The sequence below is a fragment of the bacterium genome, assembly GCA_035945995.1.
Classification (GTDB): Bacteria; Sysuimicrobiota; Sysuimicrobiia; order Sysuimicrobiales; family Segetimicrobiaceae; genus DASSJF01.
The window spans coordinates 1-15,156 of record DASYZR010000125.1 but is presented as its reverse complement, the minus strand read 5'-3'; the positions used below and the strand labels follow the sequence as shown (position 1 = coordinate 15,156).

Annotated in this window: 15 protein-coding genes; 3 read left to right on the top strand and 12 right to left on the bottom strand. The window is 68.8% G+C overall.

Translation table 11 applies throughout. The features are described 5' to 3' along the window. Both VGZ23_14615 and VGZ23_14610 read right to left on the bottom strand, forming a co-directional pair. Positions 1-1,077 (bottom strand): tetratricopeptide repeat protein (locus tag VGZ23_14615; protein HEV2358823.1); only part of this gene is annotated, 1,077 nt, incomplete at its 3' end. A gap of 88 nt (positions 1,078-1,165) precedes the next feature. After that, positions 1,166-2,392 carry an HD-GYP domain-containing protein gene (locus tag VGZ23_14610; protein ID HEV2358822.1) on the bottom strand — a complete coding sequence of 409 codons (1,227 nt, stop codon included), beginning with the start codon at positions 2,390-2,392 and terminating at the stop codon, positions 1,166-1,168. A 242-nt stretch (positions 2,393-2,634) separates the two neighbouring features. On the opposite strand from VGZ23_14610, the gene VGZ23_14605 reads away from it, so the two are divergent. Next, a complete protein-coding gene (locus tag VGZ23_14605) occupies positions 2,635-2,958 on the top strand; it encodes a hypothetical protein (protein ID HEV2358821.1) in 324 nt (107 codons plus the stop codon). Positions 2,959-2,969: 11 nt separating this feature from the next. Here the strand turns inward: VGZ23_14605 and VGZ23_14600 are convergent, their stop codons facing one another. The 9 genes from VGZ23_14600 to VGZ23_14560 all read right to left on the bottom strand — a co-directional run bounded on the left by VGZ23_14600 (position 2,970) and on the right by VGZ23_14560 (position 11,540). After that, positions 2,970-3,788, bottom strand: a complete 819-nt coding sequence (locus tag VGZ23_14600; GenBank protein HEV2358820.1) for an ABC transporter permease — start codon at positions 3,786-3,788, stop codon at positions 2,970-2,972. Then, entirely contained in the window at positions 3,785-4,732 is a 948-nt protein-coding gene (locus VGZ23_14595) for an ABC transporter permease (protein HEV2358819.1), read from the bottom strand. The genes VGZ23_14600 and VGZ23_14595 overlap by 4 nt, the downstream gene beginning before the upstream one ends. A gap of 15 nt (positions 4,733-4,747) precedes the next feature. After that, positions 4,748-6,298 (bottom strand): ABC transporter substrate-binding protein, encoded by a 1,551-nt coding sequence (locus VGZ23_14590; protein HEV2358818.1) that lies wholly within the window; start codon positions 6,296-6,298, stop codon positions 4,748-4,750. After that, positions 6,295-6,903: an RraA family protein gene (locus tag VGZ23_14585; protein ID HEV2358817.1), complete on the bottom strand. Its 609-nt coding sequence runs from the start codon at positions 6,901-6,903 to the stop codon at positions 6,295-6,297. The genes VGZ23_14590 and VGZ23_14585 overlap by 4 nt, the downstream gene beginning before the upstream one ends. 133 nt (positions 6,904-7,036) lie before the next feature. Beyond that, complete coding sequence (locus tag VGZ23_14580) at positions 7,037-7,735, bottom strand: gamma-glutamyl-gamma-aminobutyrate hydrolase family protein (GenBank protein ID HEV2358816.1); 699 nt, start codon at positions 7,733-7,735, stop codon at positions 7,037-7,039. A 12-nt stretch (positions 7,736-7,747) separates the two neighbouring features. Then, positions 7,748-8,509 (bottom strand): amino acid ABC transporter ATP-binding protein, encoded by a 762-nt coding sequence (locus tag VGZ23_14575; GenBank protein ID HEV2358815.1) that lies wholly within the window; start codon positions 8,507-8,509, stop codon positions 7,748-7,750. Further along, entirely contained in the window at positions 8,509-9,252 is a 744-nt protein-coding gene (locus VGZ23_14570; protein ID HEV2358814.1) for an amino acid ABC transporter permease, read from the bottom strand. The genes VGZ23_14575 and VGZ23_14570 overlap by 1 nt, the downstream gene beginning before the upstream one ends. Before the next feature lie 94 nt (positions 9,253-9,346). Continuing rightward, positions 9,347-10,216, bottom strand: coding sequence for a transporter substrate-binding domain-containing protein (locus VGZ23_14565; protein HEV2358813.1), 870 nt, complete (start codon positions 10,214-10,216; stop codon positions 9,347-9,349). Positions 10,217-10,376: 160 nt separating this feature from the next. Next, a complete protein-coding gene (locus tag VGZ23_14560; protein HEV2358812.1) occupies positions 10,377-11,540 on the bottom strand; it encodes a mandelate racemase/muconate lactonizing enzyme family protein in 1,164 nt (387 codons plus the stop codon). A gap of 104 nt (positions 11,541-11,644) precedes the next feature. Here VGZ23_14560 and VGZ23_14555 point away from each other — a divergent pair, with 104 nt between their 5' ends. Then, entirely contained in the window at positions 11,645-12,541 is an 897-nt protein-coding gene (locus VGZ23_14555; protein HEV2358811.1) for a LysR family transcriptional regulator, read from the top strand. A 75-nt stretch (positions 12,542-12,616) separates the two neighbouring features. On the opposite strand, the gene VGZ23_14550 is transcribed toward VGZ23_14555, so the two are convergent. Continuing rightward, on the bottom strand, positions 12,617-13,921 hold the full coding sequence (locus VGZ23_14550; GenBank protein HEV2358810.1) for a helix-turn-helix domain-containing protein: 1,305 nt from the start codon (positions 13,919-13,921) through the stop codon (positions 12,617-12,619). A 172-nt stretch (positions 13,922-14,093) separates the two neighbouring features. Between VGZ23_14550 and VGZ23_14545 the strand changes: the two genes are divergently transcribed. Beyond that, on the top strand, positions 14,094-15,062 hold the full coding sequence (locus VGZ23_14545) for an IS1595 family transposase (GenBank protein ID HEV2358809.1): 969 nt from the start codon (positions 14,094-14,096) through the stop codon (positions 15,060-15,062). Positions 15,063-15,156: the final 94 nt, after the last annotated feature.

The window sequence follows — 15,156 nt, the reverse complement described above, 5'->3', positions numbered from 1 at the left end:
GCGATCGTACTGACCCTTGGCGCGATACGCGGCGCCGCGGTTGTTGAAGGCGTAGGCGAACTTGGGATCGAGCCGTATCGCTTCCGTGTAGTCGGCAATCGCCGCGTCGTAGTCCTGCTTCTGATAGTTCTCGTTACCGCGGGCGTAGAATGCGGCGGCCTCGTTGTGGTTAGGGCCGGGAGTGGGGCTAGGCTGGACCACCGGGCCCGAGCTTGAGGACGTGCCTGAGCTTGAGGGCGTGCCTGAGCTTGGGGGCGCGCCCGAACTTGGGGGGGTGCCCGTGCTCGAAGGCGCGCTTGAGCTTGGAGGTGCGCCCGGGTTTGTAGCCGTGCCGGAGCCGGTAGTGACGCCGGAGCCCGCGAATTCCCCGGCGATGTCGGCCTGGATCGCCTTCGCCGCCGCGATGTCGGCGTCGCCGCCCGCGGTATCCCCCTTCTTTTGCTTGGCGAGCCCGCGGCCGTACAGGGAACTGGCGAGTTTTGGATTGATCTTGAGGGCCGCGTCGTAGTCCGCAATGGCGCGGTCGTACTGGCCGAGTTTGAGATACGCGAGCCCGCGGCCGTCCAGTGTGACGGCGTAGTTGGGACGAAGTCCCAGGGCGTTGTTGCAGTCCGCGAGAGCCTCTTGCAGGTCTCGGCCCACGACGGCGCGGGCCCAGCAGCGGTTGCTGAGGTACGCGGCATCTCGCGGATTCAGCCGGATCGCCTCGCTGTAGTCGGCGATGGCGCCGTCGTAGTCTTTCTGGTCGGCGTACGCGTTGCCGCGGCTGTTGAAAACGTAGGCAATGGTCGGATCGAGGCCGATGGCCTGCGTGTAGTCAGCGACGGCACGATCGGGTTGGCCTTTGGTGCGATACGCGGCGCCGCGGTTGGCGTAGATCACGGCAAGATTCCGACCCGCGTACTTGCCGGACTGGATCAGGGCGGTGCAGGCGCTGATTTGCTGGTCCGGCGACGCACCTGCTCTCCCCTCACACCATTCGATCTGCTGCTGCGTCTGCGCCGCAGCCGGTGAACCGGCCCATAACGCCGCGACCAGCGCGGCCCCTACGATCGCCCCCCACGTGTCGCGCCCCATACCGTCTCCGTACGGCCGACCTCTCGCGGACGTTCCGCCAGGGCTCACGAATTCCTTCCACCAATTGGCCCGGCGGGACGCGGGCGCGTCAGCCCGTGGACGCGGGTGACACGGCGGGGCCGCCCGAGGCGGCCCGTCGCTCCCGCCAGATCCGCTGAAACGTCGCGACGATGGCCGGATCGAATTGTGTGCCCGCGCGACGCTCGATCTCCGCCATCGCCGTCTCCGGATCCAGCGCCGGCCGGTAGGGCCGGTCCGCGGTCAGCGCGCCGTAGGCGTCGGCGACGGCGATCACACGCGCCGCAACGGGAATGGCCTCGCCGGCGAGGCCATCGGGGTACCCGCTCCCGTTCCACCACTCATGGTGATGGCGAACGGCCGCTTTGATAGCCGCCGAGATCGGCACGGGCCGCAGAATCTCATACCCCACCAGCGCATGGCCCTGCATGGTGGCGCGCTCTTCCCGGGTCAGGGGGCCGTGCTTGTCGAGGATGTTGTCGCGGATCCCGATCTTCCCGACGTCGTGCAGGAAAGCGGCCGTCCGGACGTCGCCCGCGTCTGCCGGACTCAATCCCGCCGCCTGTGCGAGCGCCGCCGCGAGATCCGCCACCTGATTGGAGTGATCGGCCGTGGCGACGTCCCGCGCGTTCACGGCCGCGGCGAGAGACTCCACAGCTCCCGCAAATGCCACCCGGAGGGTGTCGTGCTGTTGCTGGAGCTCCCGCGAGGCGCCGCGGACGATCGTGAACAACGCGAGGTAGAGGACCAGCATCCCGGAGACCGCGGTGGCCCACACCGACCATCTGAGCCGGCGCAGGGTGGGGCGAAGGTCGGTCAGGTCGGACACGATGTCGTACACCGCCACGGGGCGCGCGACGCCTTGGAGAACGACCGGCACGAACACTTCCATGGCGTCCCGGGACCCGCGGCCCTGCGGGAAGGACACGATGCGCGACTCGGTCTGCCCGCCGAGCGCGGCCCTGAGCGGCGCCGACGGCGGAAATGCGCGCCCGACCAGACCGGCGTCATCGCTGTACAATACCTGTCCGTCCCTGTTCCAGACCGTGACCCGAAGAATGCCGGCCCTGCCGATCAGTCCTCGCACGGCGAAGGCGAACTCAACTCGGCGTGCCGGGGACGATACTTGGAAATCCTGCGCGACCAGGCGCGGCGCGAGGAATTCCGACACGTAGACGGCCGCGCTGTGGGCGTGCTGGTTGAGCGCGTAGCCTTCCACCAGGCGCACGGCGAGCGTGCCAAAGATGAGGCCGACGGCGACCGTCGTGGCGAGGCTCACGAGCGTAAACCGCCGCACCAGCGTGACACCGGATGATCCGCTTGGCCCATTCGTACCATTCGGACCGGCCGACTCGGCGAGAATGGCTGTACTGATTGGGGGCACCTTCAGCGACGCATCAGATGACGGCAATGCACAACTAGTAGAGTAGCACCCGATTGTTATACTCGCAATTGAACCGCGGCAAACCTGACTGCCGCGCGGTCCGGCCCGGTCGGCCGGGATCCGCGCCCGCCGCGGGCTTACCTCAGGGGGTGGCCGTGGCCGACACCGGGCGCAGGGGCAGCATCAGCAGCGGCATGGGATGGATGTTTCTCATCTCGCTCCTGCTCTTTTGGCTGCCCGTCATCGGGCCGCTCATCGCCGGGCTCGTGGGCGGGAAGAAGGCCGGCGGGGTCGGTCCCGCCCTCGTGGCGGTCTTCCTGCCGATCATCGCCACGAGCATCGTGCTGTCCTTCGCGGGCTCCGTGCTCACCGGCATCCCGTTGATCGGCGCCCTCGTCGGCATGGGGGCGCTCGCCGTCCTCCTGCTGCACGTAGGACCGCTTCTGCTGGGAGCGATCATCGGGGGCGCACTGGCGTAGGCCGCGCCCGGTCAGCGCCTCCCGGGGCCGCTTCGAGGGTCGAGCGCGTCGCGCAGCCCGTCGCCGAGCATATTGAAGGTGCCGACGGCGACGGCGATCGCCGCGGACGGCCACACGAGCAGCAGCGGCGCCAGTTGCATGTAACTGCGGCTCTCGCTGACCATGCGCCCCCACGTGGGGGCGGGCGGCAGGACGCCGAGCCCGAGAAAGCTCAGCCCCGACTCGACCAGGATCGCAAACCCGGCGGAGAGCGAGCACTGGACGATGAGCGGCCCCGCGATGTTGGGGAGGATGTGCCGGCGCATCTGGTGCCAGACCGACGCGCCGAGCGCGCGCGCCGCGTCGACGTACTCCCGCTGGGCGACGCCGAGCGCGCCCCCGTACGCAAGGCGCGCGAAGGCCGGCAGGTACAGGACCGCGATGACGGCCGACAGCTTCACGAGCCCCTGCCCGAGGAACGTGACCACCGCGATCGCCAGCAGGATCGGCGGAAAGGCGAGGATGAGGTCCACGAGGCGCATCACCGTCCACTCCACCCCGCCGCGGTACGTGGCGCCGACGAGGCCGAGCAGGGTCCCGCCGGCGGACGCGATGAGCGCCGACGAGAGCGCCACCGCGAGCGACACCCTGGCGCTGTAGAGGAGGCGCGAGAGCGTATCCCGCCCGAACGAGTCGGTGCCGAGCGGATGGGCCCGCGAGGGCGGGGCGAGCAGCGACGGGCCCATCTCGAGCGGATCGGCGGGCGCGAACCAGGGCGCGAGGGCGGCCGCGGCCACCATCACGGCGAGCAAGCCGCCGCCGACCCAGAGGCGGGGGCCGAGGCGCCTCACGCCAGGCGGATCCGGGGATCGATCACCATGTACGCGAGATCGACCAGCAGGTTGATTAGGACGAAGGAGAAGGCGATGACGACGACCACCGCCTGCACGAGCGGGTAATCGCGCTGGAACACGCCTGAGAGCAGCAGCGTCGCGACGCCGGGCCAGTTGAAGATGTACTCAATCACGACGACCCGGCCGATCAGCTCGCCGGCCTGCAGCCCGAGTACCGTCACGACGGGGATCAGCGAATTCCGCAGCACGTGCCGGACCAGCACGGCCCGTTCTGCCAGGCCCTTCGCCTGTGCCGTCCGGACGAACTCCTGCGACAGCGCCTCGAGCATGGCGGCGCGGGTTATGCGCATGATGACCGGCGCGAACGTGAGCGCGAGCGTGACCGCGGGCAGGACCAGGTGGCGCAGGTGCCCGAGCGGATCGTCCGACCACGCGACGTAGCCCGTCGCCGGGAACCAGTGCAGCACGAGGCCGAAGACGAGGACGAAGACCGCCCCCACGACGAACGCCGGAAACATCAGGCCGAGCGACGAGGCGCCGCTGAGCGCCAGATCGACGGGGCCGCCGGCGTCCCGCGCGGCCAGGATGCCGAGCGGGATCCCGAGCACGATGCCGGCCGCCAGCGCCACCGCCCCGAGCTCCAGCGAGTGCGGCACGCGCACCGCGAGCTCGCCCCGGATCGACAGCCCGGAGAGAATCGACGTGCCGAAGTCGCCGCGCGCGAACCGGCCGAGCCAGTCGCCGTACTGGACCGGCAGGGAGCGGTCGAGGCCGAGCGCCTGGCGCATCGCCGCAATCTTCTCGGCCGAGCCGCCGTTCTCGCCGAGCATGACGAGCACGACGTCGCCCGGCACCGCGCGCAGCAGCAGGAAGACAGCCGTCGCGATCGCCAGCGTCATGCCGGCGGCGGCGATCACCCGGCGGACGATGTAGGCGGCCACGGCGCGGACGCCGGGCTACTTAGCGATCCACGTCGTGCGCAGCGAGAAGCCGGAATACCGGCCGATCGGCCCCGCGAAGTGCTCGTAACCGCGGACGTAGGCGCGGCCGGCCTCGCCCTGATCGCCCCAGGCGAGGTAGACCCACGGCGACAGCGCGAGCGCCCGCTCGGTGACTTGGGCGTAGAGCCGCTTCCGGAGCGCCTGGTTTCCGGACACGCGGGCCTGCTCCAGCCACTGGTCGATCTGCGCGTCTTTGAACCCGACCTGCTTCGCGTAATAGGAGTTGTCGGACTCATAGAACAGCGTGAGGAAGTCCGGATCGCTCACGGACGCCGCGAGGCCCCGCACCTCGACTTGGTAGTCGCCCGCGATGTGGCGCTGCAGCACGACGGCCCATTCCGGAAGGTCGAGCTGCACCTGCACGCCGACTTTGGCGAGCTGGGCCTGGAGGACCTGGGACGTGCGCGTGTGGAGCGTGAACGTGATCGGCGCCAGGATCGAGATCCGCAGGCCGTTCGGGTACCCGGCCTCGCGCAGGAGCGCCTTCGCCTTCTCCGGCTGATAGGTGTACGTCCCGTCGGCCTTCGCGTCGTGCGCCCACCAGGCGGACGGAATCACGTCTCCGGTGATCGGTGTGCCGCGGCCGTCGAAGATCGTCTTGACGACCGCGTTCCGGTCGACCGCGTAGGCGATGGCCTGCCGCACCCGCACGTCGTCGAACGGCTTGCGCGACGGGTTGAAGATGATGCACATGAAGATGCCGACGTCGTAGAACAGCTTCAATTGCGGGTCGCGCTGGATCGTGTTCATCTGCTCCTGGGGCACGAAATCCGCCAGCATGACGTCACCGGCGCGCAGCGCGGTGAGCCGGGTCTGGTCGTCGGGGATCGGCAGGTAGTTGATCGCGTCGAGGTACGGGACGCCGCGGTCCCAGTACTGCTCGTTCCGCACGACCCGGATCCGCTGCCCGGGCTCCCAGGACACAAACTTGAACGGGCCCGTGCCCATCATGGTGGCGCGGAGGTTGGCGCCGCCTTGCACGAACTTCGCGTCCACGATCGCGCCGTAGGGCTGGGCCAGGTAGGCGATGAGCGGCGCGAAGGGTTCGCTCAGGACGACCTTGACGGTGAGCGGGTCCATGACCTCGATCTGCCGGACGGCCTTGAGATTCCCGCGCAGCGCGGCACCGGTCTTGGGGTCGAGGATGCGCTCGAGCGAGAACTTCACGTCCGCGGCCGTGAGCGGATCGCCGTTGTGGAACCGTATCCCCGGCCGCAGATGGAAGACGTACTGCGTGTTGCCGACCAGGCCCCACCGCTCGGCCAGATCCGGCACGATCGCCCCGCCGTGCCCGTACCGGACGAGGCCTTCGTACACCGCCTCCTTGATGTACCCGGAGGCCACGCCCGAGTCCACGTGGGGATCGAGATCCGGCGGGTTCGCCGACAACCCCCAGATGAAGGTGCCGCCGCGCTTGGGTTGATCCGGGGCCGCCGCGCCCCAGGACGCGGCGCCGAAGGCGAGCAGCGCGCAGGTGACGATCACGCCGAGCAGAGCCCGCATCATCTCCCCTCTCTTTGGGCCGCGATGTCTTCGAGCGTCTTGCCCGCCTCGAGGGCGGCCCGGGTCTCGCGCTCGCGGCGTGAGGCGGCTTCGCCGCGCTCGACGATCGCTTCCACCCGGGAGGGCGGGATGATCAACACCCCGTCGTCGTCGGCGAGCACGTAGTCACCGGGCGCCACGCGAACCCCGCCGCAGGTCACCGGCTCTCCCACTGTGCCCGGAGGGCTCGCCGGCCTGGACGTCAGCGCCGAGATGCCGCGGGCGAACACCGGGAGGCGGAACTCAAGCAACTCCGGGAGATCGCAGACCGGCCCGTCGATCACGATGCCGGCGATGCCCTTCTGCCTCGCGGCCAGCGCCAGCATGCCCCCGAACGACGCATGGCGCACGTCGCCGCCGCGGGCGATCACCAGTACGCCCCCGGGCCGCGCCTCGCGGATCCCCCGGCGGTTGATCGCATTGTCGCGCGAGTCGACCGTCACCGCCCGCCCGCAGCACCTCACGGGGTGGAAGACGGGCCGGACGTCGATGTCGAGGAAGCCCTCATCGACGAAGTGCCCCAGCGTCGAGGTGACCAGCCGGGACAGCCGCTCGATGATCGGATCCATCACCGCTCCTTCCTCCGCGGCGGCCTCAGGCCGCGAACCTGACTTTGGGGCTGACGCCGATTCCTCCTCCGGCGTCCCGCCGCCGGGGCCCGCGCCGCGTGGCCCCACGACGGCGCCGTTGCACGGCCGCCGCTCACCGGTCCTGCGCGCGCGCCACCAGCAGGTCGAAGATGGGGGCCGCCTCCGGCACCTCGCCCGGGAGCTCGGGATGGAACTGCACGCCCATGAGAAACCGGCCGTCGGCCGCTTCCAGGCCCTCGACGACGCCGTCGGCCGCGAGCGCTGTCACGCGCAGCCCCGGCGCGACGTGGGCCGCGCGCAGGCCTTGATGGTGCCGGCTGTTCACCCGCAGCGGCCCCTCGACGTGCACGAGCGTCGCAAGCCGCGTCCCGGGCAGGACGTCCACGGAATGAAAGCGGGAGCGCTCGCCCACCTGCTCGTGCTCGACCACGGTGATCGGGAGGTCTTGCAGCATTGCGCCGCCGAGGGCCACGTTGAGAAACTGCATCCCCCGGCAGACGCCCAGCACCGGCTTCCCCTGCCGCAGGCAATGGTCGAAGGCTTCCTGCTCGAGCGCGTCCCGGCGGGGAATCACCACCCGGCACAATCCGTGGTTCTCCTCGCCGTAGCGGCGGGGATCGATCGCGTTTCCGCCCGTCAAGAGCAGGCCGTCGAGGCCGGGCAGACTCTCCGTCCACGAGTCCACCTCGATGAGCAGCGGCACCGGCTCGCCCGCGGCATCGCGCACGGCGCGCACGCAGGCATGCGCCGCCGCCCCCTCGGCCGGCAGCCAGCTCACCCCGATGCGCGGACGCGATGTGTGAGGTGCCATCTCCACCGCCTCTTAGAGGACCTTGGAGAGAAACGCCTGCGTCCGCTCGTGGCGGGGCGCGGTGAAGAACACCGCGGGCGGCGCCTCCTCGATGATCACGCCCCCATCCAGCATGACCACGCGATCGGCCGCCTCGCGGGCGAACGCGATCTCGTGCGTCACGACGATCATCGTCATGCCCCCCTCGGCCAGGTTCCGCATCGTCTCCAGGACCTCGCCGACCAATTCGGGGTCCAGCGCGGACGTAGGCTCGTCGAAGAGCATGAGTTTTGGATCCATGGCCAGCGCGCGGGCGATGGCAACGCGCTGCTGCTGGCCGCCCGAGAGCTGGTGCGGATACGCGCGGGCCCAGCCGGCGAGCCCCACCCGCGTCAGCAGCGCCACGCCGCGCTCGCGGGCCGCCGTCCGGTTCATGCGGCGGACCTGGACCGGCGCCTCGCAGACGTTCTCCAGCGCGGTCAGGTGGGCGAAAAGGTTGAACCGCTGAAACACCATGCCGATCCGGGCCCGGCGGCCGGAGGCGATCCGATCCGGTTCTTCGCGGAGCCGCCCGTCCGGCAGGAGCCGGTAGCCGACCATCTCGCCGTCCACGTAGATCGTGCCACCGTCGATCGTCTCCAGGTGGTTGATGCAGCGGAGCAGGGTCGTCTTGCCGCCGCCGCTCGGGCCGAGCAGGCACACGACCTCGCCCGCCGCGACGTCCATGCTGATCCCCCGGAGCACCTCCAGGCGGCCGAAGCGCTTGTACACACGGCGGATCTCGACCAGCGCCATCAGCGCGTGTGCTTGGCCAGGCCGGCGCCGAACGTCCGCGACCAGAGCCCCACACCGGCCCCGCCGGCGCGGGCCCGCTCGAGACCCACGCGGCGCTCCAGCCGGCGCTGGACCACGGTGAGGATCGAGGTCAGCGCCAGATACCAGATGCTCACGACGCACAGCACCTCGAAGTACCGGAAGTTCACGCTGTACAGGTTGGTGCCCATCGCAAAGATCTCCGGGACGGCGATCGTGAACAGGAGGGACGTCGTCTTGAGCATCCCGATGAACTGGTTCCCCGTCGGCGGAAGGATGACCCGCACGGCCTGCGGGATCACGATCCGCCGCATCGTCAGTGGATAGGTCATCCCGAGCGAGCGCGCCGCCTCCATCTGGCCCGGGTCGACCGACAAGAGCCCCGCGCGCACGATTTCCGTCATGTACGCGCCTTCGTTGATCCCGAGGGCGATCACGCCCGCCACCAGGGCCGGGAAATTGATCACGTTGTTGGTCAGCTCGGCGACCGCATCGTACCAGAAGACGATCTGCACCAACAAGGGCGTGCCGCGGACGAGCCACAGATACCCGGCGATCAGCGATCGGAGCACGGCCAATCGGGACGTCGCTCCGAGCGCGCCCAGGAGGCCGAGGGTGAGCCCGATCGACATCGCAACGAGCGTCACCCAGAACGTCGTCCACGCCGGCTGCAGGAAGGCCGTCGAAAAAAGGAGATGCCAAAAGTAGGGAAAGTCGAATCTCATCTCGGACAGATGCGCCCCCGCCGTTCGGCGGCCGCGGCGCGCGGGGAGGCCCGACGCCGCGCCGCGGCCTCCCCGCCGCTGCCCTCCAGAGCCGTCACTGCGCCTTGCGGATGTCGCCCTCCTGGAGCTGCCACTTGGTGAGGATCTTGAGATAGGTCCCGTTCTGCTCGATGTTCGCGAGCGCTTGGGTCAGCGCCGTCTGGAGGGCCGCCTCCCCCTTCCGCAGCATGAGCCCCTGCCGGTGGCGCGGTTGTCCCGGGGCTTCGCCGGTCAGGACCGGGCTGCCCAGTGCGAAGGTGTCGGCGTTGTTCTGGACGTCGTAGGCCGCGAGGTTCCAGTCGATGAAGGCGACCTGGACCGTGCCCTTGCGGAGCTGCTCCAGCGCTTCGTTGTTGCTCGGATAGATGCGGATGTCCATCGGCGAGCCCGACGGGCACAACCCCTTGTACTTGTCGAGATCGTGGGCCTCGACGGAGCCGGCGAGAGTCGCCACCGAGTGCCCGCACAACCCGATCTCGGTTTGGAAGTAGAGCCCGCTCCCTTTGTGGACGACCAGCCGGATCCCGCCGAGGAAGTACGGGACGAAGTCGTAGATCTGCTCGCGCTCGGCCGTGATGCCGATGCCGGCCATCGCGACGTCAAACTTATGCGCGCTGAGCGCGGGGAACAGGCCGGCGAACGCCAGGTTGACGAACCGGACCTTGAGACACATTTGCGCCGCCATGGCCTCCGCGAGCTCCACCTCTAGGCCGGTCGGCTTGCCGTTCTCGAGAAACGCCCCCGGCGGACCTCCAAACGTCACCCCGAGCGTGAGCGCGCCCGGGTTGGCGAGGCCCGAGGGTGCGGGCACCGCGCATGCCGCCGCCGCGGGCCTGACCACGCCGCCGGTGACCGGAGTCAACATGAGCACCGCGGCGAGCGTGACGATACCGGCGACCCGAGGAACGCCAAGCTGGCCAGTCACGAGACTCTTCGCCCCCCTTCTCTGATTACGGGACCGCGGGCACAGGCTACGACTCGCGCCGAATCCAACGCCCGCCCGAAAATATGTCCAATACATCCGGCCTGATGATCACCATACGCCGTGCGTATCATGTGCCCCTCGTATACAAGCCGTCGCACCGTCATCGCCCGCGGCACTCCGCCCATAGAAACGGGCGGACGCGTTCTTCCACCAAGTCGACCCCGAGGCCCGGACGCTCCGGGATCGGCATCAACCCGTCCCGGATCGCGAGTTCCGGGGCCTGATCGACGACCGCGAAATGTTGAGGCGTCCGGTACGGATAGACCTCCTGGATCAGGAAGTTGGGAATGCACGCGTCGAGTTGGAGCGCGGCGGCGGTCGACACCGGGCTCGAGCAGTTGTGGGGCGCGACCAGCATATCGAAGGCCTCCGCCATGGCCGCGACCTTCTTGGCCTCCATCAACCCACCCGTGTTACCGACGTCCGGCGTGAGCACCTGGGCGGCGCGCGCCTCGACGACGGGCCGGAAGCCGTAGCGGCTGTAGAGGCGCTCGCCCACGGCGATCGGCAGCGGGACCTGATCGGCGACCCTTTTGAGCCCTGGGGTATCGAACGGATCGACCGGTTCTTCGAAGAACAGGATGTCCGGCCCCGCCAGCGCCCGGCCGATCCGGATGATCGCGTCCGGCGTCAACTCCGCACTCATGTCCAGCATGAGCGCAGTACCCGGCCTGACAGCCTCGCGCACCGCGGCGACCCGGTCAAGGGCGCGCTGCTCCGCCGACGGGTCGATCATCCGGTGCGAGACGTGCCGGATGTGACCCTCCGGGTCCATTTCCGCGGACGCAAGCGGATAGAACTTGAGCGCAGTGTAGCCGTCTTCGACGGCGCGCTCCGCCGCGCGGGCAAAGTCGTCCGGCGTGACGCACCGAAACGACCAGCCGTTGGCATACACGCGGACCGCGTCGCGGATTCGGCCGCCCAGGAGCTCGTAGGCCGGAACCCCGAGCGCCTTCCCCTTGATGTCCCACAAGGACTGCTCGATCGCGCTGATCCCCGCGAAGATAATGGGCCCGCCGCCCTTGGCCCAGAAGGTGTGGTCGTACATCTCGCTCCACAGGGCCTCGATCCGGAATGGGTCCGCCCCCAGCAGGAACCGTTCGCTCAACTCCTTGACCATGGCGGCCGCGGCAAGGGCGCCGGTTCCGTAGGCCACCGCCGCATCGCCAACGCCGGTGATGCCGGAGTCCGTCACGGTCTGCACCAGCACGGGGCGACGTCCGGCGATGTCTACCACATAGATCTTCACCGCAACGACTTTCAACCCGCAGCCCCCCTACGGAAGACGCGATACGCGCACACCGTAGCATCCGCCGGACCATGCCCGCAATCCATGATTCCTGATGATTATGATATGCTTTCCTTATCGTGGAGCTCCGCCATCTTCGGTGCTTTCTCGCGGTCGCACGCCAGCGGCACTTTACGCGGGCGGCCGAAGCGCTCGGGATCGCCCAGCCGGCGTTGTCCCAGCAGATACGCAAACTCGAGCAAGAAATGGGCGTCCGCCTCTTCTACCGGAACAATCGCCGGGTGTCGATCACGACGGCGGGGCAGGCCCTGCTGCAGTATGCCGAGCGGATCGTCGAAGCGGCCGACGCCGCGCGGGCCGAGATCCAGGGCCATGCCGGCGGTCTCAGGGGGCGCGTGGCCGTCGGCGCGCCGCAGTCGCTGAGCGAACTCGAGCTGCCGCGGGTACTCGCGCGATTCAATCGCGAGCACCCCCGCGTCGAGATTGCCCTGCGGGAAGATGCCAACGAGCGTCTCGCCGAGCTGGTGGCGGATGACACGCTCGACCTCGCGCTGCTCGACACGACGAACTCGCGGGCGTTCACGGACGTCTCGTTGGAAGACGTCTACAGTGACGATCTCGTGGTCGCGGTCACACCCCATCACAAACTCGCGGCGCGGGCGGACGTGACGCTCCAGGCCCTTGCCGAGTATCCGTTCATCATGTACAGGGCGACGACGGGAATCCGGCGCACCGTCGAAGACGCGTGCGCCGCCGCGGGATTCACGCCGCGCGTCGCCTTCGAGAGCCGCGACGCGCACACCCTGAGCGCGCTTGCGGCGGAGGGCCTCGGCGTCGCGGTGCTGCCGCGCCGTCTGGCGGAACTCGAGGCGCCGCGCGTGCGCGTGCTCCCGATCGGGCCTCGGGCGCTCCGCCGGACGATCGGCCTGGGCGTGCGGGCCGGCCGCCGCCTGAGCGGCGCGGCCACGGCCTTCTATGCGCTCCTAAAGGACGCCCTGCGCGAAGGAACAGTGTAGCGCAGGTCGCAGCCGCCCCGATCTGAGGGGACCGGGCACCTGGCGGCCGCCGGCGGCGAACCGTGCAGTCGCCCGCTAAGGGGCGGCCGGAGCGCGGTACCGCTCCGGCGATTCCCAGAGCACGCTGAGGTACTCGCGCGCGGCGACGAGGTCGTTGGACTCGACCGCGAGGAACGCGAGGGCCCGGCGCACGGCCTTGGCCGTCTCCAAGCGGCGCAGGCTTTCGAACAGCCGCAGGCTCTCGGTGAGCGAGACCCGGGCCTCGTCCAGGCGGCCGAGGATGCGTTGAATGGTGCCCCGCAGCCACAGCCGGCTGGCGCGATCGTCGTCCGCCACCCCCGGCGCGCCGCCGTCGGTGGGCAGGAGGGCGAGGGCGGTCTCGCCGATCGCGCGCGCGGCCTCGGGCGGGACCTGCCCCCGCAACGCTTCGACGAAGCGTCCGAGCGTCTGCGCCGCACCCCGGACGTGTCCGGCCGCGCCGTACGCGGCAATGCTCATCGAATAGTGGCGCTGGGCCTCCGTCCACCGCTCGGCGCGTGCCTCGAGATCGCCCAAGCGCCAATGACTCTCCGCGAGCCGCTGTTGGTGATCGAACGCGTCATACACGGCGATGGCCTGGCCGGCTTCCGCGATTGCCGCTTCGAAGCGGCCGTCGGTCGCCGCCCCGGCGGCCTGAGTGACGTGCCAGGCCCCGGCCCGCTGGGAATCGGCGAAGGCCTCGGCAATCTCCAGCGCCTTTTGGAACGCCTGTGCGGCCTCGGCGGTCTGGCCCGCCTGTTCCCGGGCGATCCCCAGCTGACAGTGCAGCGCGGCGGCCTCCGACGGATCGGCCTCCGCGTCCGGGAGCAGCTGCAGCGCCGCTTCGAAGGTCCAGGCCGCCGACGCCGGATCGCCCGCGGCGAGCTTGCTCCGGCCGAGGCAGGCGTGGGCGCGGATGAGCGCCTGCCGCTCGCCGCCGTGTGTGAGTACGCGCAGCACCCGTTCAACCCGGCGCCACGCCCGCAGGTCATGTCCGAGCCGCTGCTCAACGTTCGCGAGGGCCAGCTCGATGCGCGCCTGGAGCAGCTCATCGCCGTCCGCCGCCGCATCGACCGCATGGTTGAACCACGCCTCGGCCTCGGCGAGTGCCCCCGCGTGGAAATGCGCGAGGCCCACCATCAGGAGCGCTTCGGCCTCCCGATCCTCGGTGGCACCGTCGAGAAAGTACGACAGGGGACGGCCGAGCCGGCGCGCGAGAATCTTGAGCGTGGTCAGACGCGGCGTGCGGTTGTCGCGCTCGATTTCGGAGATGTAGCTCTTGGTGAAGTCGCGACCCGCCAGTTGTTCTTGCGTCAGCCGCTGTTCGAGGCGTGCGGCGCGGATCTTCTGACCCAGTGTCACCGACCGTCACCCTCAAAGTGTCTGAAGACTGTCGTGACTCTAACAAGGGGGTTGGTATTTTGTCAAGTGAAACTATACGAATTAAACTGCAGACTAAACCCAAGGGGAATTGTATACTTGACAAACCCAACCCTCTCCGGTAGGATTGAACCGGAGGGAATCGCCAATGGACATGACCCTGAGTTCCATCGCCAAGAAATTAAGCGACGAGGACAAGGCCCGCGAACTCATGGAGCGGCTGCGCTGGCCGGACGGTCGACCGATGTGCCCGCATTGCGGCTCGGTTGATCGGGTCTACCGAATCATGTCCATGCCGGGCTCCTCCACCCGGAAAGGACTCCTGAAATGTGCGGCCTGTCGTCAGCAGTTCACCGTCACGGTCGGCACGATCTTTGAGGACAGCCACATTCCCCTCAGCAAGTGGCTCATGGCGATCCAACTCCTCTGCGCGAGCAAGAAGGGCATGAGCGCCCACCAGTTGCACCGGATGCTCGGGATCACGTACAAGAGCGCGTGGTTCATGGCGCACCGGATTCGTGCCGCGATGGGCCGTCCCCCACTCTCCGACAAACTCCGGGGCATCGTGGAGGCCGACGAGACCTACGTTGGCGGGCATCAGAAGGACGGGCGCGGACGGCCCGCACCAGGAACGAAAGCGGCCGTCATGACGCTGGTCGAGCGCGGCGGGGACGCGCGGTCCTTCCACGTCGATCGCGTCACGTCGAAGAATCTCCGGGCGATTACCCGCGAACACATCGACGCGATGGCGCACGTGATGACCGATGAGGCCGCCCAGTACAAGTTCTACGTGAAGAAGGACCACGCACGGCACGACACCGTGAAGCACGCGGCCGGGCAGTACACGCGCAAGACCATCATGAGGGGTCCTGATGGAGAGTACGTCCGAGGTCCGCTGGCTCACACGCAGAGCGTCGACAACTACTACAGCCTACTGAAGCGCGGGATCTACGGCGTGTATCACCACGTCAGCAAGAAGCACCTGCACCGCTACCTGAGCGAGTTCGACTACCGCTACAACCGGCGCGGGATCAAGGACGGGGAGCGGGCCGCGCAGGTGGTGCCAGGCGCGGAGGGCAAGCGACTCATGTACAAGATCCCAGCTGGAGGCGGATCCGTATAGATGTTCGGAAGGGTCTATGGACCACGAACGCACTTTCGATATTCGACCATTTTCTGGCTGAATTTCGAAGAAATTGTCGGTAACGCCTCTCAAA

Bases quoted from the DNA above. Each gene is read 5' to 3' on its own strand.
- VGZ23_14585 (HEV2358817.1), bottom strand. From the start codon at position 6,903: ATGGATCCGATCATCGAGCGGCTGTCCCGGCTGGTCACCTCGACGCTG.
- VGZ23_14575 (HEV2358815.1), bottom strand. From the start codon at position 8,509: ATGGCGCTGGTCGAGATCCGCCGTGTGTACAAGCGCTTCGGCCGCCTG.
- VGZ23_14570 (HEV2358814.1), bottom strand. From the start codon at position 9,252: ATGAGATTCGACTTTCCCTACTTTTGGCATCTCCTTTTTTCGACGGCC.
- VGZ23_14545 (HEV2358809.1), top strand. From the start codon at position 14,094: ATGACCCTGAGTTCCATCGCCAAGAAATTAAGCGACGAGGACAAGGCC.
- VGZ23_14580 (HEV2358816.1), bottom strand. From the start codon at position 7,735: ATGGCACCTCACACATCGCGTCCGCGCATCGGGGTGAGCTGGCTGCCG.
- VGZ23_14590 (HEV2358818.1), bottom strand. From the start codon at position 6,298: ATGATGCGGGCTCTGCTCGGCGTGATCGTCACCTGCGCGCTGCTCGCC.